Annotated in this window: 14 protein-coding genes and 1 other RNA gene; 6 read left to right on the top strand and 9 right to left on the bottom strand. The window is 65.8% G+C overall.

Going from position 1 to position 18,227, the window contains the following annotated elements:
- Positions 1-3: 3 nt before the first annotated feature.
- Positions 4-100, top strand: an RNA gene (gene ffs, locus AC1D3B_RS12875) — signal recognition particle sRNA small type.
- Positions 101-508: 408 nt separating this feature from the next.
- Here the strand turns inward: ffs and AC1D3B_RS12870 are convergent.
- The 4 genes from AC1D3B_RS12870 to AC1D3B_RS12855 all read right to left on the bottom strand — a co-directional run bounded on the left by AC1D3B_RS12870 (position 509) and on the right by AC1D3B_RS12855 (position 7,934).
- Complete coding sequence (locus tag AC1D3B_RS12870; protein ID WP_478191055.1) at positions 509-793, bottom strand: hypothetical protein; 285 nt, start codon at positions 791-793, stop codon at positions 509-511.
- 90 nt (positions 794-883) lie between these two features.
- On the bottom strand, positions 884-2,122 hold the full coding sequence (locus AC1D3B_RS12865; protein WP_478191054.1) for a TIGR03862 family flavoprotein: 1,239 nt from the start codon (positions 2,120-2,122) through the stop codon (positions 884-886).
- On the bottom strand, positions 2,119-5,373 hold the full coding sequence (locus AC1D3B_RS12860; RefSeq protein ID WP_478191053.1) for a UvrD-helicase domain-containing protein: 3,255 nt from the start codon (positions 5,371-5,373) through the stop codon (positions 2,119-2,121). The genes AC1D3B_RS12865 and AC1D3B_RS12860 overlap by 4 nt, the downstream gene beginning before the upstream one ends.
- A gap of 8 nt (positions 5,374-5,381) precedes the next feature.
- Positions 5,382-7,934 carry a PD-(D/E)XK nuclease family protein gene (locus tag AC1D3B_RS12855; protein ID WP_478191052.1) on the bottom strand — a complete coding sequence of 851 codons (2,553 nt, stop codon included), beginning with the start codon at positions 7,932-7,934 and terminating at the stop codon, positions 5,382-5,384.
- A 129-nt stretch (positions 7,935-8,063) separates the two neighbouring features.
- Here AC1D3B_RS12855 and trxA point away from each other — a divergent pair, with 129 nt between their 5' ends.
- A complete protein-coding gene (gene trxA, locus AC1D3B_RS12850; protein WP_028253873.1) occupies positions 8,064-8,396 on the top strand; it encodes a thioredoxin TrxA in 333 nt (110 codons plus the stop codon).
- A gap of 184 nt (positions 8,397-8,580) precedes the next feature.
- A complete protein-coding gene (gene rho, locus AC1D3B_RS12845; RefSeq protein WP_478191051.1) occupies positions 8,581-9,846 on the top strand; it encodes a transcription termination factor Rho in 1,266 nt (421 codons plus the stop codon).
- Between the two features lie 25 nt (positions 9,847-9,871).
- Here the strand turns inward: rho and AC1D3B_RS12840 are convergent, their stop codons facing one another.
- Entirely contained in the window at positions 9,872-10,933 is a 1,062-nt protein-coding gene (locus AC1D3B_RS12840; protein ID WP_478191050.1) for an oxidoreductase, read from the bottom strand.
- 160 nt (positions 10,934-11,093) lie between these two features.
- Between AC1D3B_RS12840 and AC1D3B_RS12835 the strand changes: the two genes are divergently transcribed.
- From AC1D3B_RS12835 to AC1D3B_RS12825, 3 genes are all read left to right on the top strand, one after another.
- On the top strand, positions 11,094-11,360 hold the full coding sequence (locus AC1D3B_RS12835; RefSeq protein WP_028253870.1) for a type B 50S ribosomal protein L31: 267 nt from the start codon (positions 11,094-11,096) through the stop codon (positions 11,358-11,360).
- An 82-nt stretch (positions 11,361-11,442) separates the two neighbouring features.
- Entirely contained in the window at positions 11,443-13,191 is a 1,749-nt protein-coding gene (locus AC1D3B_RS12830; RefSeq protein WP_478191049.1) for a hypothetical protein, read from the top strand.
- Positions 13,184-14,524: an MATE family efflux transporter gene (locus AC1D3B_RS12825; RefSeq protein ID WP_478191048.1), complete on the top strand. Its 1,341-nt coding sequence runs from the start codon at positions 13,184-13,186 to the stop codon at positions 14,522-14,524. Before AC1D3B_RS12830 ends, AC1D3B_RS12825 begins: the two co-directional genes overlap by 8 nt.
- Here AC1D3B_RS12825 and phoR read toward each other — a convergent pair.
- From phoR to pstB, 4 genes are all read right to left on the bottom strand, one after another.
- Positions 14,508-15,848, bottom strand: coding sequence for a phosphate regulon sensor histidine kinase PhoR (gene phoR, locus AC1D3B_RS12820; RefSeq protein ID WP_478191047.1), 1,341 nt, complete (start codon positions 15,846-15,848; stop codon positions 14,508-14,510). The two genes, AC1D3B_RS12825 and phoR, sit on opposite strands and share 17 nt — an antisense overlap.
- Before the next feature lie 44 nt (positions 15,849-15,892).
- Positions 15,893-16,585 (bottom strand): phosphate regulon transcriptional regulator PhoB, encoded by a 693-nt coding sequence (phoB, locus tag AC1D3B_RS12815; protein ID WP_478191046.1) that lies wholly within the window; start codon positions 16,583-16,585, stop codon positions 15,893-15,895.
- Between the two features lie 144 nt (positions 16,586-16,729).
- On the bottom strand, positions 16,730-17,431 hold the full coding sequence (gene phoU / locus AC1D3B_RS12810; RefSeq protein ID WP_478191045.1) for a phosphate signaling complex protein PhoU: 702 nt from the start codon (positions 17,429-17,431) through the stop codon (positions 16,730-16,732).
- Positions 17,432-17,440: 9 nt separating this feature from the next.
- Positions 17,441-18,220, bottom strand: coding sequence for a phosphate ABC transporter ATP-binding protein PstB (pstB, locus tag AC1D3B_RS12805; protein WP_478191044.1), 780 nt, complete (start codon positions 18,218-18,220; stop codon positions 17,441-17,443).
- Positions 18,221-18,227: the final 7 nt, after the last annotated feature.

Genomic DNA, 18,227 nt, shown 5'->3' with positions numbered 1-18,227 from the left:
TCTGACGGGCCTCCCCGCATGGTGAAGTGGCCAACCGGGTCAGGTGGGGAACCAAGCAGCCCTAACTGCGTAGTCAGTGCCGGGGGTAAGGCTCGTCAACCCAACATTCAGAAGCCGTGAGTTTCAACACTCACGCGCCTTGAGGGGCCAAGTGCCCCGATTTCCTCTCTTTTGAACCCGTCGCCCCCTGTCGCGGCGCCTGCTTTTGTGCGCCCTGAAATACTGGATGCGCATACAGTATTTCCAGTAGAATTCATCGTCCCCAAGAACGACATCGAGGCGACAGAATGAACCCTTCCATCCCTACATTGGCCGCCGTGCGGGTGCTCCCATTCACACCGCGGCCGAACGTCGCCAGGCGCTCATCCTGGCCGTTTCCAGTCGCGCAGGACAAAGAGCCAGGCGACCATCTGAGGGTTCATGCGGCGCAGGTCATCGCCACGACAGCGCGTCACTGGCAAGTGCGCTGAAGTCGTCGGCAGCCCGGTCGGCTCTTCCGCTTCTGCTTCTATTGGCTGATCGCTTCCGCACGAAGCAACTTGTCGGTCAACATGGCTGCGAGCGCCAAGGTCTTGTGCTCCATGTTCGCCACGTGATAGCAACCGAGCGCGCGCCCCTCATAGCTGACGGCTGCAATCGGAAAATGAGTGCCGAGCGCCGTGGCGGCGTCATGCAGGCATTCGGCAATCGAGCACAACCCGAGTCGCGCGTAGCACTCGTCGGCGTTGCCGATGCTCACGCCGTAGTTGAAGTAGCCGTCTCTGATCTTCTTGATATCGACTTGCGGGTACATGGTGGGGGGTGCCACTGAGAGGACCGCAAATTGTCATCGTCAACGTGAAAAAATGCACGTCAACCATAAGTACACATGGCGTTGAATGTGCTAGCCGAATCGACCCAGAACGCCCTGTGCGGCAGCTGCGCCGCTGGCCATCGATGCGGTCAAAAGATAGCCGCCAGTCGGCGCTTCCCAGTCGAGCATCTCGCCCGCGAAGAACACGCCGGGCAGCGCTGTGCTCATCAGGTTCGAGTCCAGGGCATCGAAACGAACGCCGCCCGCGGTGCTGATGGCCTCGTCGATGGGCCTCGGCGACAGCAGCCGAAGCGGCACGGACTTGATGGTGTCGGCCACCTTCTCGGATGAGTGCATGTCGTCGCGCGTGAGCACCTCATGCAGAACGCCGGTCTTGATGCCCTCCAGGCCAAGTCGACTCTTCAGGTGGCTGGCGACGGAACGCGAGCCTCGCGGATGCGATACGGCGGCGCGCACTTGCTCGGCGCTGCGATCAGGCAGCAGATCGAGCTGCAACGTGGCGCTTTCGTTGGATGCGATCTCGTCGCGCAGCAACGCCGAGGCCGCGTAGATCAAGCTGCCTTCGACGCCAGTCGCCGTGGCAACGAATTCGCCTTTGCGCTGAAAGCGATGCCCTCGCGCGTCCGTGAACGAGATCGCCACCGACTTGAAAGGCATGCCCGCATAGCGCTCGGCAAAGAACGGCGTCCACTGCAGGTCGAAGCCGCAATTGGACGGCGCCAGTGGCGCCACGTCCACGCCACGCGCAGAGACCCACGGCACCCACGCCCCATCGGAGCCCAGACGCGACCAACTCGCCCCGCCGAGCGCAAGGATGACGGCGTCGTAGGACGCCACGACTTCGCCTGCGGGACTGGTGAAACTCAGCGTCGTCGCTGGCTGCGATGGATCAGCCCAGCCGAGCCATCGGTGCCGCATGTGAAATTGCACGCCGGCCTGGCGCAAGCGATGCAGCCACGCACGCAGCAGCGGCGCGGCCTTCATGTCCTTCGGAAACACGCGCCCGGAGGTACCCACGAAGGTCTCGATCCCAAGTCCGTGCGCCCATTCGCACAGTGCATCGGGTCCGAAGCGCTGGAGCAGCGGCTCGATCTGCGCGCGGCGATCGCCGAAGCGGCCGGCGAAGTTGTCGAAGGGTTCCGAATGCGTGAGGTTCAAGCCGCCGCGCCCCGCGAGCAGGAACTTGCGCCCGACGGAAGGCATGGCGTCGTAGAGATGCACTTGCACGCCCTGCGCGCTGAGGAGTTCCGCCGCCATCAAACCTGCGGGTCCGCCACCGACGACGGCGACATGTTGATCTTGTTTCATTCGAGTGTGACCAGTTCGCCTTGCCCGGTCAGGAACGCAGCGCGTACCGTTTCACCAGGGTAGGCGTCTTGCACCGCGTCGCGGTAGCGGTTGAGTTGCGCGATCAGGCTGGCGTCGCGCTCGGGCCGTGCGGCAGATTTGTAGTCGAGCACCCACCATGCACCGCTTTCGCGATGGCGGACCAGGCGATCGATGCGCAGTGTCTGCCCGTCGTGGATCAGCGTGACCTCGTTGCCCTGCCAGTCGAGCGCAGCCATGTCCCACGCCCACGCGCCTTGTCCGGCGCGAATGCGCTGCGCCAGAGCGGCTGCGGCCCGCGTGGCCTGCAGGTCTAGCGCGAACTCGCGTGCGGCAGCGCGCACGTGCTCGGCCGGCAACGCGGCGCCCGGCTTCGCCCATTCGAGCAGTCGATGCATTGCTTGCCCCATGGCCGAGGCACGCGTGTCGACGTCGACCGTCGTGCGCACGACAGGTTGCGCCGCTGCTGTCGCCATGACTTCCGGCAAGCACAGCATCTGAAACGTGGAAGGAACCCGGGTCGCGACCGCAGGGGCCGTCTCCGGAACGTCGTCAACCAGTTCGCAGCGCGGCTCCAGCCGGGCCCACCAACTCTGGGGGTTCGGGCGCGCGGCGGCCACGGCAGAGACAACCAATTCGCCCCTGGCGCGCGTCGTTGCCACGTAGAGCGCGTTGATCTCCTCACGATGGCGTGCCGCCTGTTCCTGCGCGAGGTCATCGACCGTGCACGCCGGTGGATTCTTCTCGCTCGCCATGAACACGAAGCGCTCCGGCGCGGCGGCATGGCCGGGCCATTTCACGAGAACGCCCATGGTTTGCGCGCGCTGTGCCGATGCGTCGGTGTCCAGCAGCAGCACGACTTCGGCTTCGAGCCCCTTGGCGCCGTGAACCGTCAGCAGTTGCACGGCATCGGCCACCGCGACCGAGGGCGCGCGAACGCCGCCGGCACGGATCGCGCGCACAAAGCCATAGGCCGTCGCGAAACGGGCACCGTCGAGTTCGAGTGATGCTGCGAGCAGGCCGCGCAGGTTGGCGAGCACGCTCGCACGCAGCGCGGCCGGTGCGGCCGCGGCGAACTTCGACAGTACCTCACCGTCATGAAAGATCGCGCTCAACGCATCGTGCGGCGGCAACGCGGCAAGCCATTGCTGCCACCGACGCAGACGCGGGCCGATGCCTGCAAGCGGCCCTTGCCAGTCCGGCGACTGCAGCAAGTCGAACCAACTCGCGCGGCCCGCGCGCTGGCGCAGTGCGAGTTGCACCAGCGCATCGTCATCGATGCTCCACAAGGGCGATTTCAACGCGCGCGCAAGCGACAGGTCGTGGTCCGGAGACACCAACGCGTCGACCAGCGCGACGACGTCCTGCACTTCGGGCGCGTCGTTCAGCTCGTTCTTCTCCGGCTGCTGCACGGCGACGTGCAGCTTGCGCAGTTCGTCCTGCAGCACGGCCAATCGGCTGCGCCTGCGCGCCAGGACCATGACCTGGCTCGGCGCCAGGCCGCCCGCGATGCGCTCGGCGATCCAGCGCGCTGCCTGTTCGCACTCCTTTTGCAGGAGGCGCTCTTCCGGCAGGACGCGCGGAGTGGTCAGGCTGTCGCGCCAGGGCAGCATGCCGTCGCCACTGGCAGCCGCGTGGTCGGCCGCGCTGGCGTCCCCTATCGAATCCCGCGCAATCAGCGGCAACTTCCGCGCCCGCCCCGGCACGCGCGATTCCGTCGTGTGGTCGCGGAATCCGCTGAACTCGCCGGCCTGCTGGGCATCCTGCATCGCCGCATTGACCAGGCCCACAACAGCCTGTGCATTGCGATGCGTGTGGTCGCAGTTCAGCAAGTCGCCATTCAGTCCCTGCTGGACGAATTGCTTTGCCGCGACGAACACCTGCGGCTCGGCCCGCCGGAATCGGTAGATGCTCTGCTTCGGATCGCCGACGATGAACACGCCCGGCCGTCGCCCGCCGGCGCCGGCGTAGCTCCCGAGCCAGCCGTTGAGGGCTTGCCACTGCAAGGGGTTGGTGTCCTGGAACTCGTCGATCAGCAGATGCCGCACGCGCGCATCGAGACGCTCCTGCACCCATCCCCACAGCTCCGCATTGCCGAGCAGAAGGTGCGCTGCCTGTTCGACATCGTTCATGTCGACCCAGCCGTTCTCGGTCTTGACTTCGGCGAAGCAGGCGTTCAGCAGCCGAGTGAGCCGGGCCATGCGCTGTTGGTGGAGCCAGGCTTCGTGCTGCGCCTTCGCTGCACAGAACTGCAACGCGCGCTCCTGCGCGGCGCGTACGTCATCGAGGCCGACGAGCTTCTCGCTGAACTTGCGCGCTTCGCCCTTCTGCGTGAGCAGCGCATCGAGCACGCCGGCCGCATGGCCTTCGGTCATGGCCTGCTCGAGTTCGACGCCCCGCCGCGAAAAGGTCGGGGCGCTCGCGCGGCCGAGCGCGCGGGCCGCGGCCAGCATCACGCTGCGCCATGCGGGGTCACGAAGCAGGATGTCATCCGGCGATTCCGCGCGTTCGAAGGCGGGGTACATCAGGCCCATGGGTGTCACTGCCGCATCGACTGCGTCACGGGCATCCGCGAGTGCGAACTCCACGCGGCGCGTTAGGGCCTCGTCCAGCGCCTTGGCGATCTGCGAACGACCGTGCGTCGCGACGAGCGCATGGTAGTCGGCCGACGCGGCCTCGTCGGCGGCAACGGCGGAATAAAAGGGGCGCCAGACGCGCGCGCGCGCCTCGGCGTCGTCTTCCAGCAGTTGGTAGTTGGCGGGCAGTCGGAGGCGTTCGAGCACTGCGATCGGCGCGCTGCGCAGCAAGCCGGCGAACCACGCATGGAAGGTTCGGAACTGCACCGGCCGGCCGCGCTCGAGCAGGTCCCGATAGAGGCCCTGGAGGCGTGGCGCTGCTGCCTCCGCGGCCGACGGGTCCATCCCACGCATCACCAGTTCCGGCACCAACTCGGCCGCTGGTTGCCCAGCGAACTTTTCAAGCCATTGGTCGAGGCGCTCGCGCATTTCGCCGGCAGCCTTCTTGGTGAAGGTGATGGCCAGGATCTCGTGGGGCGCGCAGGCGCCCTCGCCTTCCTCCAGCAAGGCGCGAATGATGCGCGACACCAGCATCCAGGTCTTGCCGGCACCCGCACATGCTTCGACCGCAACCGATCGGCGGGGATCACAGGCGATGGCATAGAAGCGCTCGCGCGCGACGTGCACACCGTTGTGTTCGTAGGCTGCGGCAGTCATGGCAGCGCTCATTCGGTCACTTCCCAGAAATCCTTGCGGCAGAGGCCGCGGGCCGCGCAGTGCTCGCAGACCTGCCCTTCGCCCAGCGCGGGCAACGGCGCGCCCTGCCCGATGCGTGCCAGATCGTCCATCACGCCCGCCACGAGCGCATCGCGTGCGGCGACGATCTCAGGCTGCTCGAAGGTGTGCGTGCCCGATGCCTTTTCACCGACGTTGACGTAGGCCGCGCGCAAGCTGTCGTCGGGAAACAGGGCTGCGTAGAAGGCAAGCTGCGTGTCCTCCGTCGGGTCCTTGACGCGCTCGCGGGTCTTGTCGGCCGACTCTGTCTTGTAGTCGATCACGAAGGCCCTGCCGTCGGGCGTGGCGTCGACGCGGTCCAGTCGGCCGATGAGCTTCACGGTACCCAGCGGTACTTCCTTCCAGGGTTCGGATTCGACGAACACGGCGCCTTCGCCGGCCTCGTGTCCGGCCAGCCAGGACAGGTAGCCGTCGCGCACCGCTGGCCAGGCCGCGGCGAAGGGAAGGAATTCAGCCTTCGACAGGCCGAACTCGCGGGTCGCCAGTGATTCAGCGGTGGCCATCATCGCCCGGCGGGTCGGAAGATCGGTGGTCGGAGCATCCTTCAGGGCTTCGTGGAAGTGGCCGAGAACGGCATGCAGCCAGTTGCCGAAATCGCGCTTGTCGATCTCGGCATCGAGTTCGTCGCTGTCGCGCAGGCCGAGCTGGCGCAAGGCGAAGAAGCGGTAGGGACAACGCCGCAAGTCCTCATAGGCGGTCGATGACAGGCTGGCGGGCACGAGCGCGTCGCCATGTGGCTGCGGATGCGGTGTGGGCCGTGCCTCGACCTGCACGGCGAGGCGAGGATCGGTGGCCTCGGCCGCCGAATGGTCGAGATGCAGCATCTGTACGAGCGGACTCGGCCGCACCGGCTCGCCGCTCGCGTCGAACTGGCGCCACAGCACATCGCAGCGCGGCGCGCGCATCGCGACGGCCCATGCCGCGCGCTGTGCGGCTTCGAGATCCTCGCGCGATGGCAGCGACAGGCCAGCGCGTTGCGCGGGGTTCCAGTCACCCGGCGGCTCGGGGGAGGCAGGCAAGCGCTGGTCGTCGCAACCCGGCACGACGATGGCTGCGAAGGCACGACCGAGCAACTGGTGCAGGGGCAGGACCACGACCTGCGGCGCCTCGCTGTTCGATGGCGCCAACACGAAACTACCAGCTTCGAGCACATCGCGCACCCAGGCGGTGAACTCGGCCAGTGTGCAGCGCGTGCCGCGAATCTCGCCTTCGTCGGCGTCCAGGTAGAGCGCGGCGATCACCTCGATGCCGGCCACATCACCCACCAGTGCGGACCACTGGCCGGCGGCGTCGAGCAAGGTCCTCGTCGCCTGCAGCCATTCGCCGAGCGGCCGCGTCCGGACAAGCGGTGCTCTCAGTGCCTCGACGGCTTCCGTCAAACGCAAGAGACTCGCATCGGCGGGCTTCTCGCTGGCAGCGACCCACGAACACCAACCGCGCCAGTCACGCAGACCACGATCGCGCAGGCGCGCCTCGAGCCCCAGGACGGCACGACCATCGAAGGCACTCGCCGCCTTGAGCCAGTCGAGCACCTGGTCGCTGCTGGCGTCGTGGGCGCAGGCGCGCAGCGCACTCATCAGGTTCGCCGCAGCACGGGTGGTGGACAGCTTCCAGCCGGTCTCGTCGTGGGGAACAACGCCATGCGCCGCGAGTTGCGCGCTGATGCGGCGCGTCAGTGCACGGTCAGTTGCGACCAGGGCGACGGGCGCGCGGTCTTCCGACAGGTGACGCAGGACGCAAGCCGCCGCGCGCTCCGCCTCGTCCTCGGGGTCGGCCGCTGCGTGCAGATCGGCCACGCAGGCCGGCGCGCTCAGCGTCGCGAGCGGAAGATGCAACGCGCGTTCGCCCATCAGGGCGGCGAGCTTGCGGGTGAGCGGATCGCTTTGGAGGCCGTCGAGCACGATCAGCAGGTCGACCTGTGCCAGAGCGTTGCCCGCGAGCAGCACGTCGGTGGCATAGCCGGAGGTGGATGCCCAGGCCAGCGCGATACCGTTCAGCGCGCTTTCGATGTCGAACCATTCGGAGCCCTTGCCGGCGCCGACGATGTCGCTTATGCGCTGGGCCCACGCCGCGCGTTCGTCGGGATGCTCGGCCGCGGCCAGCGGCGCAAGTTGCAGCACGATCTCGACCAGCCGCCCCGCCAGCGCGTTGCGCGATGCCGCAAAGCCCGTGCGGGCCAGCAAGGACTGTGCAGTCAACAGGTCGCGCGCCATGTCGAAGGCGATGTCGTCGACGCCCGGCGTGAAGCCACCCGCGCTGCGCGCCCAGTTGCGCGTGGTTTCGAAGCGCGGGGCGAACCCCGGGCCGCCGTGCGCCGCCCACATGGCGCGCGCCACCGGCATCAGTTGCGCGTAGGGGACGAGCACCACGGTCCGCGCCGCGTGAAGCCCTCGTTCGGCGAGAACGCTCGAAATGCGGCCGACGATGCCCTGGCCCGGATCGCACCAGAGCGCGTGCGCCGGATGGCGCTCAGAAGATTGCATGGGGTGTATTTGGGATGGCTTTGGCTATCGGGGCCATAGCTTGGGCGCCGGCCACGCCGGCACTTGGTTTCTGTCACAATGACCCGCACTTTAGCTGCACCGAAACTCTCCGCGCAGAAGGACACATCCATGGCCAGCGACCTCATCAAACACATCTCCGACTCTTCTTTCGAAGCCGACGTGCTCAAGTCCGGCAAGCCCGTTCTGGTGGACTACTGGGCTGAATGGTGCGGCCCCTGCAAGATGATCGCGCCGATCCTCGACGAGGTGTCCAACACCTATGAAGGCAAACTGCAGATCGCCAAGATGAATGTCGACGAAAACCGCGACATCCCTGCCAAGTTCGGTATCCGCGGAATCCCCACGCTGATGCTGTTCAAGGATGGCCAATTGGCCGCCACCAAGGTCGGTGCGATGAGCAAGGCGCAACTCACGGCTTTCATCGATCAGCAACTGGCCTGAGCGTTCCCATGCTGCCTGCGCGCAACGCGCGGGCAGCTTCTTCTTTTTTCCTGTCATAATTCCCCACAGATCACCGGCCCATTCAGGTACCCGGTTCGAGTTCCCCGGTTTGTGAGGCATCTCTCGCCTCTTCCCAAACCTCCCCCTCCTGGTTTTGACAGATTTCCCCGCACGGGGTCATTCCATGCACTTAAACGAACTCAAGGCACTCCACGTGTCCGAAGTCCTCAAGCAGGCCGAAGCCCTTGAGATCGAAAACGTCGGCCGCATGCGCAAGCAGGAACTGATGTTCGCGATCATCAAGAAGCGTGCAAAGGCCGGCGAGCAGGTGTTTGCCGACGGCGTGCTCGAAATCCTGCCGGACGGCTTCGGCTTCCTGCGCAGTCCCGACACCAGCTTCACGGCGAGCACGGACGACATCTACATCTCGCCCAGCCAGGTGCGTCGCTTCAACCTGCACACCGGCGACATGATCGAAGGCGAAGTGCGCACGCCCAAGGACGGCGAACGCTATTTCGCGCTGACCAAGCTCGACAAGGTCAACGACGGCCTGCCCGAAGCGAACAAGCACAAGGTGATGTTCGAGAACCTGACGCCCCTGTTCCCGAAGGAACTGATGCGGCTGGAGCGCGACAACTTCAAGGGCGAGGAGAACATCACCGGCCGCATCATCGACATCATCGCGCCGATCGGCAAAGGCCAGCGTGCTCTGCTGGTCGCCCCGCCCAAGAGCGGCAAGACGGTGATGATGCAGCACATCGCCCACGCGATCAGCGCCAACTATCCCGAAGTACACATGATGGTGCTGCTGGTGGACGAACGGCCTGAAGAAGTGACCGAAATGCAGCGAACGGTGAAGGGCGAGGTCATCGCGTCGACCTTCGACGAACCGGCCGCCCGTCACGTGCACGTCGCCGAAATGGTGATCGAGCGCGCCAAGCGCCTGGTCGAACTCAAGAAGGACGTGGTGATCCTGCTGGACTCGATCACCCGCCTGGCCCGCGCCTACAACAACGTAGTGCCCTCCTCGGGCAAGGTATTGACCGGTGGTGTCGACTCCAACGCACTGCAGCGTCCCAAGCGCTTCCTAGGCGCCGCGCGCAACGTGGAAGAAGGCGGCTCGCTCACGATCATCGGCACCGCGCTGATCGACACCGGCAGCCGCATGGACGAAGTGATCTTCGAAGAGTTCAAGGGTACCGGCAACTCCGAAATCCACCTCGACCGTCGTCTCTACGAGAAGCGCGTCTTCCCGTCGATCCAGCTCAATCGCAGCGGCACGCGCCGCGAAGAACTGCTGTTGCCACCCGAGATCCTGCAGAAGACGCGCATCCTTCGCCAGCTCATGTACAACATGGACGAGATCGAGGCGATGGAGCTGATGCTCAAGAACATGAAGGCGACGAAGACGAATGTCGAGTTCTTCGACATGATGCGTCGCGGAGGCTGATCGCCTCCTTGCGCTGGCGACGACGTCAGCGCGCCGCCAGGGCCCGGCCTTCCGTCGCGCTCTGGCGTCCCAGGTCGAGCAGTTCCATGAGCTCGACCGCCTGGTCCGGCGTCACCGGATTCGGGCCCTCTCCATGGATCGCATCGCGGATTGCCGAGTAGTAGCGGACGTAGCTGCCCGGCAATGTAGGCACGGCTCGCGTCTGAACGCGGCCATTGTCGCGTACCACAGTGAGTTCTCCGTCGATAGGGTCTGCGCCCCAATCCGCATCGCCGGGACGGCCGCCGGCGCGCAGAGCATCTTCCTGCGGATCCACTCCCCGCTTGATATAGCTGCCACGCGTGCCATGCACGATGTAGCGAGGCGCCGCGTGCGCGGCCAGCGTGGTTGCATGCAATACCACCCGCAAGGGCGCGTGCGGACCACTCTCGTAGCGCAACACGGCGTGGAAGTAGTCGTCGACCAGCGCTCCATCCCGCAGGGTCGCGGTATCAAGTTGCAAGGTGTCGGGCCTGCCGAACAATTGAATCGCCTGGTCGACCAGGTGCGAACCCAGGTCCACCCAAAGGCCCGCTCCGGGTACTGGCTGTTCGCGCCAGCGCTCGCGCACCTGCGGGCGATAGCGATCGAAATGGGACTCGAAATACACCGGGCGACCCAGTTCGCCGCCGGCGAGCAGGTCGCGCAGCGTCAGGAAGTCCGAGTCGTAACGACGATTCTGGTAGACAGACAGCAACCGGCCGTTCTGCTGGGCCAGCCCTGCCAGTTCGCGCGCCTGGGTCGCGTCGAGCGTAAAGGGCTTGTCGACGATCACATGTTTTCCGACAGCGAGCGCGGCCTTTGCCAGCGGGTGATGCTGGGCGTTCGGGGTTGCGATCACGACCAGATCGATGTCGGTTCGACGCAACAATGCCTCGACGTCCGGGACAACGTCCACGCCCGGCCAATCCGAATGGACTTTGCCCGGTTGAGAACTTGCCACCGCCGCCAATTCGAGGCCGGCTACGGCCGAGAGGATGGGGGCATGGAAGGTCTGGCCTGCGAATCCGTAACCCACAAGACCGGCGCGCAAGGTACGAAGTGGCATGTTGGCGGTCTCTCTGGCGCTGAAAAGCCCCAGTATGCGATAATTGCGGGCTTAGCGAAAAGTGCAACACGGCGCCGTGCCGTGTCATCCCCTTCGGGACAACCCGGCCGATCCGTGGCTTTCGGGGTTTGTGGCTCTCGCATCGACCAAAGGAAAGACCATGAAAGAAGGCATTCACCCGAACTACCGCGAAGTTCTGTTCGTCGACCTGTCGAACGGCTTCAAGTTCGTGACCCGTTCGTGCGCGAACACCAAGGAAATGGGCACCACCGACGACGGTCGTGAACTGCCTCTGTTCAAGCTCGATACCTCGAGCGAATCCCATCCGTTCTACACTGGCACGCAGAAGTCGGTCGACAACATGGGCGGTCGCGTCGAGAAGTTCCGCAATCGCTTCGGCAAGACCACCGGCGCCGCCTCCAAGTAAGGAAGGCGCTTCCGCGTCGAGGGCAGCCCGGTTTACCGCGCTGCCCTTTTTTCTTTCCTCCTGACCATCCCGTTCTCCCCCGTTGAACCAGCCAACGCCCGCGATCGTTGCCCAGAGCGCCGTGCGCCGATTGCCGCGCATCGCGCTGCTTCTGCTTTGCGCGGCGTACCTGATGCCCGGACTGCTGGGGCGGGGCCCGTGGAAGAGCGCCGATATCACGGCCTTCGGCTACATGGCCGAACTCGCGAACAGCACCGAAGGCATTGCGCGCTGGTTCGATCCGCTACTGCTCGGATGGCGGCCTGAAACACCCGCACTGATCCCGTACTGGATCGGCGCCTGGGCGATCAAGATCGCGCCCGCATGGGTCACCCCCGACCTCGCCGTTCGCATCGCCTTCGCCATGCTGCTGGCCGGCGCGTTCACCGCCACGTGGTACGCCGTCTATTACCTGGCCCGGACACCCCGCGCGCAGCCTGTGGCGTTTGCCTTCGGTGGCGAGGCGCTCCCGACGGACTACGCGCGTGCCATCGCCGACGGCGCTTTGCTGGCGCTGATTGCCTGCCTCGGCCTGGCACAGCTCGGACACGAGACCACCCCGGCACTCGCGCAGCTCTTCTTCACTTCCCTGATGTTCTTCGGCGTCGCAGCGCTGCCCTATCGGCGCACCGGCGCGTTCATCTCCCTGACCGCCGGCGCGATCGGCCTGGCGCTGAGCGGCGGTCCCACGGTGGCGTCGATGCTGGGCTTCGGCTGCGTGGCGATCCTGTTGCTGGAACGGCGCCGTGGCGGAAGCGCCGACGAAACGCAGGATGCCGAGCCCACGTACGCCGCGGGCGCGATCGCAACGGTCTTTGGTGTCGCACTGCTGACTGCTGCGCTGTCCATCGGGCTCGGCCTGTTGCAGTGGAAGATCGCACTCCCCGGCGGCCGCCCCGGCATTCGCCTCATCGCCGACCTGCGTAGCCAGGCGAAGTTGCTCCTCTGGTTCACCTGGCCGGCTTGGCCGCTCACGGTTTGGACAATCTGGCGCTGGCGCCATCAGCTCACCGCGCGGCACGTCGCGCTTCCGCTGTGGTTTGCCCTCGTCCCGCTGTTTGCCACCTGGACCACCAGCTTCTCCGAGCGGTCTCTGCTGCTCGCCCTCCCCGCGTTTGCGACGTTGGCCGCCTTCGCACTGCCGACCCTCCGGCGCAGCGTCTCGGCGCTGATCGACTGGTTCACGCTGCTGTTCTTCAGCGGCACCGCCGTCATCATCTGGGGCTACTGGATCGCGTTGCAGACCGGCTACCCGCCCAAGATGGCCGCCAGCCTGACGCGGCTCGTACCCGGCTTCGTGCCGTCCTTCTCCTGGCTCACGCTCATGTTCGCCGTGGCTGCCACGATCGCCTGGGGTTGGCTCGTGCGGTGGCGGACCGGTCGTCATCGCGCCGCGCTCTGGAAGACGCTGGTCCTGCCCGCAGGCGGTGCGGCGCTGTGCTGGCTCCTCGGCACCACGCTCTGGCTGCCGGCGCTGGACCATGCCCTCAGCTACGCGCCACAAGTGCGCGTCATTTCCGACCGGATAGGCCAACCTGCCTGCGTCTCCACCCTGGCGCTCAGCCGTCCACACGTCGCAGCGCTCCGGCACCATGGGAATTTGAACCTGACGCCCCTGTTGCCCGAGGGAGGCGCGAACTGCCCCTGGCTGATCGTCGGCCCTGACGGCGTCGGATACCTGCACAACATCGCGAACCTCGAGCGCTGGCGCCTCATCGGCACCTTCCGTCGGCCGACCAGTGCAAGCGACGACCTGCTCCTCTTCCAGCGGATTGCGCCCACAGGTGGTTAGCGAAAGGCGTGTGATCGTGCGCCACGCCGCAACGGTCCTGGTCGGCCAGTTGGCCGTGATGGCTTTCGGCGTCACCGACACGATCGTGGCCGGACGCTACGCCGAAGGCGCGCTGGCGGCCCTTTCGGTCGGCTCGGCGATCTTCATCAGCGTCTATGTGTCCCTGATGGGCGTGCTGCAGGCCTTGCTGCCGGTATGGGCCGAACTCCATGGCGCCCAGCGCACGGCAGAGGTCGGACGGTCTGTTCGGCAATCGCTCTACCTGTGCGGCATCACGATCGTGCTCGGCATGGCCGTGCTGCTCTTTCCCGCGCCGATGCTGGGTTGGACCGAAGTGCCGCAGAGCATGCGCGCCGATGTCGAAGCCTACTTGCGCATTCTGGCCTTCGCACTACCGCCGGCGCTGCTGTTCCGCCTGTTCAGTACGCTCAACCAGAGTCTGGGAAAGCCGCAACTCGTGACCTGGCTGCAACTGGCGTCGCTCGGCCTGAAGCTGCCGCTGTCGATCTGGTTCACTTTCGGCGGCGCGGGCGTGCCGGCGATGGGATTGGTGGGCTGCGGCTGGGCCACGCTGACGGTCAACTACACCATGCTGGCCGCCGCGATCTGGCTGCTGCGAAATCAGACTTTCTATCGCGAATACCGATTCTGGCAACGGATCGAGGTCTTCGACTGGACGCAGATTCGCCAGTTCGCCCGGCTCGGTGTCCCCGCCGGCCTGGCCGTGCTGGTGGAAGTGACCTCATTCACCCTGATGGCCCTGTTCATTGCGCGGCTGGGCACTGCCGCAGCGGCCGCGCACCAGATCGCGTCGAACCTGACGGCAGTCGCCTACATGATGCCGCTCTCGCTCGCCATCGCCACGAGCGCTCGGGTCAGCTTCTGGCTCGGGGCCGGCGATGCCGTCCGGGCGCGCGGGGCGTGCCTGAAGGGTTTCGAACTGACGATGTTCTTTGCGCTGCTCTTCGCCGCATTGATGGCACTGCTGCGCTGGCAACTCGCAGGCATCTACTCCGGCAATCCGGCCGTGGTCGCCCTCGGCGCAACGCTGCTGCTGACCACAGCCCTCTATCACCTGGCGGATGCGCTGCAGACGCTGTGCGTCTTCGTCCTGCGTTGCTACCGAGTCACGGTGATGCCGCTGATCCTCTATTGCACGCTGCTCTGGGGCGTGGGACTCGGCGGCAGCTACCTGCTGGCCTATCGCGGGATCGGTCCCTGGCCGGCGATGCAGTCGCCCCTCGCCTTCTGGCTCATGAGCGCACTGGCGCTCGCGATCACCGCGATGCTGTTCCTTGCGCTGCTGGTGTCGACGCTCAGGCGACGGCGCTGAGCGCGGAGCCCTGCCGCAGCCGCGTGACGGGGAAGACGAGCGCGAAGCGCGAGCCCTTCCCTACGGTGCTTTCGATGCGCAACTCGGCACCGTGGCGTTGCGCGATGTGCTTCACGATCGCCAGCCCCAATCCGGTCCCGCCGGTTTCACGCGAGCGGCTTCGGTCGATCCGATAGAAGCGCTCTGTCAGCCGAGGAATGTGCTCGGCGGCAATTCCCGGGCCGCTGTCCTGCACCGCATATTCGCCCCGGCCGTCGGGCAGCAGTCGCCAGGCCACCTTGATCTCGCCGCCGCCGGGCGTGTAGCGGATGGCGTTGCTCAACAGGTTGGACATGGCGCTCTGCAATTCGGTCGGTGCTCCGGCGATCTCGGAGTCGCCTTCCATCGAGAACGAAAGTCGATGGCCTTGCGGAGACAGGCGGCTAGACAGGCCCCTCCCTTCGTCCTCGCACTGCGCCATCAGCGCGCGAATGCGTGTCCATCGGCTCGGTGGCGGCGCGGCGCTGCCTTCGAGCTTCGACAAGGTCAGCAGGTCGTTGACCAGCGTCTCCATGCGGTGCGACTGCTGCCCCATGAGCGTCAGATAGCGGGAGCGCTCCTCGGCGTCGAGCGGCAGGTTCTGCAAGGTTTCGACAAAGCCCGCAAGCACCGTGAGCGGCGTGCGGATCTCGTGCGAGACGTTCGCGACGAAATCGCGCCGCATCGCTTCGGCCTGCTCCAGCGACGTGATGTCACGGGTGAGCAGCATGCGCCGATTGCCCGCGTAGGGATGTACCTGGACCGACAGCCGTGCCGGGTGGCTGCGATGGGCCTGCCCATGCGAAGGCGCGTCGATGACGACATCACGGCTGTAGTTCCACGAGGCCAGGTACGCCACGAAAGCCGGATCGCGCACGAGGTTGGCCATGTGCTGAAGCAGGTCGCGCTCCGCATCGATACCGAACTGGCCGGCTGCCGTCTGGTTGCACCACTCGATGCGCCCCTGCTCGTCGAGCAGTACCACGCCATTGGGCGATGCCTGGATGGCTGCCAGGAACTCCTGCAGCCGCTCCTCGGCCTGCTTGGTCTGCTGCTCCCTGGCGCGCAGAAGCTTGCGGATGCGTTCGGCCAACTCGCCCCATACGCCGGGACCGCGGGACGGCAACCCCGAGGCATCGGCACGAAGCACCTCCAGCAAGCGGCGCGCGCGCCAGGCGTCGATCACCAGCCAGAGCACGGCCCCCAGCCATGCACCGAGCCACACGGAGCGCCACCCCAGGATTGATCCGGCGCAGGCGCCTCCCAGGAGGGAGGCCATCAGGAAAGTTGCGATACGAAACGGCATGCCAACCCATTATCCCGCCCGGTCTTGTCGGCCGGCGCGGTCTCTCAGACAGTGGCTTGGGCCGTCAGCCGGTAACCGGCGCCGCGAACCGTCTCGACCATCGCCGCGGCCGGACCGAGCGATTCGCGCAGCCGCTTGACGTGCACGTCGACCGTGCGCTCCTCGATGTAGACGTGGTCGCCCCACACTTTGTCGAGCAATTGCGCGCGGCTGTGCACGCGCTCGGCATGCTGCATCAGGAAGCCGAGCAGCTTGAACTCGGTCGGCCCCACCTTCAGTGGCGTACCTTGCCAGGTCACGCGGTGCGTGGCGGTGTCCAGCGCCAACTCGCCGATCTCGACACGCTCGGTCACGGCTTCGGGCGCACGACGGCGCAGCACCGCGCGAATGCGTGCCAGCATCTCCTGCGTGGAGAACGGCTTGGTGATGTAGTCGTCGGCCCCGGCGTCGAGGCCCGCGACCTTGTCGGGCTCGTCGCCGCGCGCGGTCAGCATGAGGATCGGCAACGACTTGGTGCGCAAATCCTTGCGCCATTGGCGCGCCAGCTGCAGACCGCTCTGGCCCGGAAGCATCCAGTCCAGCAGCACCAGGTCCGGCAGGTAGGCATCGATCTCGCGCTGCGCCGAGGCGCCATCCTCGGCCCAGATCGGCTCGAAACCGTTGTGGCGAAGGTTGACGGCGATCAACTCGGCAATCGAGGACTCGTCTTCAACGATCAGGATGCGGGGTTTCTTCATGAATCCTCAAATTCTCTTTCGATTCCATTTCCCGTGCGGCGCGTTTCGCGAAACACCGCGGATCCGGCTCCGCCGGTCCGCCGGTGTTGCCCCCGGTCAGGGGGTAGGCGAAGCGACACGAAGTGCGCGCAGCCTGGGGGCGAGTCACTGCAACGCCGATTCGATGTCCTCCATCGAGGTGTGCCGCACATCGGCGCCCTTCACGATGTAGATGATGAATTCCGCGATGTTCTTCGCGTGGTCGCCGATGCGCTCGATCGCCTTGGCCAGGAACAACAGGTCGAGGCTCGCGGAGATCGTGCGGGGGTCTTCCATCATGTAGGTGACCAGCTTGCGCACGAAGCCGTCGAACTCCTTGTCGATCAGGTCGTCGTCCTTCAGGATCGACAGCGCTGCGGCCGTGTCCAGGCGCGCAAACGCGTCGAGCGCCTTGCGCAGCAGGCCCGAAGCCAGGTCCGCGGCGATGCGCAGCTCGGTCGACGGCAGCGCGCGGGCCGAACCGCTCTCGATGATCGACTTGACCATGCGTGCGATCTTGTTCGCCTCGTCGCCCACGCGCTCCAGGTTGGCCGTGGTCTTCGAGATCGCGATCAGCAGGCGCAGATCGCGCGCGGTCGGTTGCCGGCGGGCGATGATCGATGACAGCTCGCGGTCGATCTCGATCTCCATCGCATTGACGCGGTTCTCGGTTTCCATGACGCGGTCGGCCGTCTCGGGGTCGAACTGCTGCAGCGCATACACGGCCTGGTGGATCTGTGCCTCGACCATGCCGCCGAGTTCCATCACGCGCGACGAGACCGTGTTGAGTTCGCTGTCGAACTGGCTGGAAAGGTGCTTCTCGGTCATGCGATCTCCTTAGCCGAAACGGCCCGTGATGTAGTCTTCGGTTTCCTTGCGCTTCGGCTTGAAGAAGAGCTCCTCCGTCGCACCGAACTCGATCAGGTCACCCAGGTACATGTAGGCGGTGTAGTCGCTGCAACGGGCCGCCTGCTGCATGTTGTGGGTCACGATGACTACGGTGTACTCGCTTTTCAGCTCCGCGATGAGTTCTTCGATTTTCGCGGTGGAGATCGGGTCGAGCGCCGAGCACGGTTCGTCGAGCAGCAGCACTTCGGGCTTGATCGCGATCCCGCGCGCAATGCACAGGCGCTGCTGTTGCCCGCCGGAAAGGCCCGAGCCGCTCTGCTGCAGCTTGTCGCGCACCTCCGTCCAGAGGGCCGCCTTCTTGAGCGCCCATTCGACGCGGTCGTCCATCTCGGAAGCGCTCAGGTTCTCGAACAGCTTGACGCCGAAAGCGATGTTGTCGTAGATCGACATCGGGAACGGCGTCGGCTTCTGGAACACCATGCCGACTTTGGCGCGGATCAGCGCCACGTCCTGCTTCGAGGTCAGCAGGTTCTCCCCGTCCAGCGCGATGGTGCCTTCGGCACGCTGCTCCGGGTACAACTCGAACATGCGGTTGAAGGTGCGCAGCAAGGTCGACTTGCCGCAGCCCGACGGGCCGATGAAAGCCGTCACCTTGTTCTCGGGGATCTCGAGATTGATTCCCTTGAGGGCGTGGAACTTGCCGTAGTAGAAGTTCAGGTCCTTGACGGAGATCTTCGCGCGGGTCGGCTGAGCGATAGTGGTTGGCATATTCTTC

This window comes from Variovorax sp. P5_A3 (assembly GCF_056400665.1).
Note: the sequence above shows the minus strand (reverse complement) of the source record. Positions and strands in the feature narration are given on the sequence as shown.

Bases quoted from the DNA above. Each gene is read 5' to 3' on its own strand.
- AC1D3B_RS12860 (WP_478191053.1), bottom strand. From the start codon at position 5,373: ATGACTGCCGCAGCCTACGAACACAACGGTGTGCACGTCGCGCGCGAG.
- AC1D3B_RS12870 (WP_478191055.1), bottom strand. From the start codon at position 793: ATGTACCCGCAAGTCGATATCAAGAAGATCAGAGACGGCTACTTCAAC.
- trxA (WP_028253873.1), top strand. From the start codon at position 8,064: ATGGCCAGCGACCTCATCAAACACATCTCCGACTCTTCTTTCGAAGCC.
- phoU (WP_478191045.1), bottom strand. From the start codon at position 17,431: ATGACCGAGAAGCACCTTTCCAGCCAGTTCGACAGCGAACTCAACACG.
- rho (WP_478191051.1), top strand. From the start codon at position 8,581: ATGCACTTAAACGAACTCAAGGCACTCCACGTGTCCGAAGTCCTCAAG.
- AC1D3B_RS12865 (WP_478191054.1), bottom strand. From the start codon at position 2,122: ATGAAACAAGATCAACATGTCGCCGTCGTCGGTGGCGGACCCGCAGGT.
- phoR (WP_478191047.1), bottom strand. From the start codon at position 15,848: ATGCCGTTTCGTATCGCAACTTTCCTGATGGCCTCCCTCCTGGGAGGC.
- phoB (WP_478191046.1), bottom strand. From the start codon at position 16,585: ATGAAGAAACCCCGCATCCTGATCGTTGAAGACGAGTCCTCGATTGCC.
- pstB (WP_478191044.1), bottom strand. From the start codon at position 18,220: ATGCCAACCACTATCGCTCAGCCGACCCGCGCGAAGATCTCCGTCAAG.
- AC1D3B_RS12835 (WP_028253870.1), top strand. From the start codon at position 11,094: ATGAAAGAAGGCATTCACCCGAACTACCGCGAAGTTCTGTTCGTCGAC.
- AC1D3B_RS12855 (WP_478191052.1), bottom strand. From the start codon at position 7,934: ATGCAATCTTCTGAGCGCCATCCGGCGCACGCGCTCTGGTGCGATCCG.
- AC1D3B_RS12840 (WP_478191050.1), bottom strand. From the start codon at position 10,933: ATGCCACTTCGTACCTTGCGCGCCGGTCTTGTGGGTTACGGATTCGCA.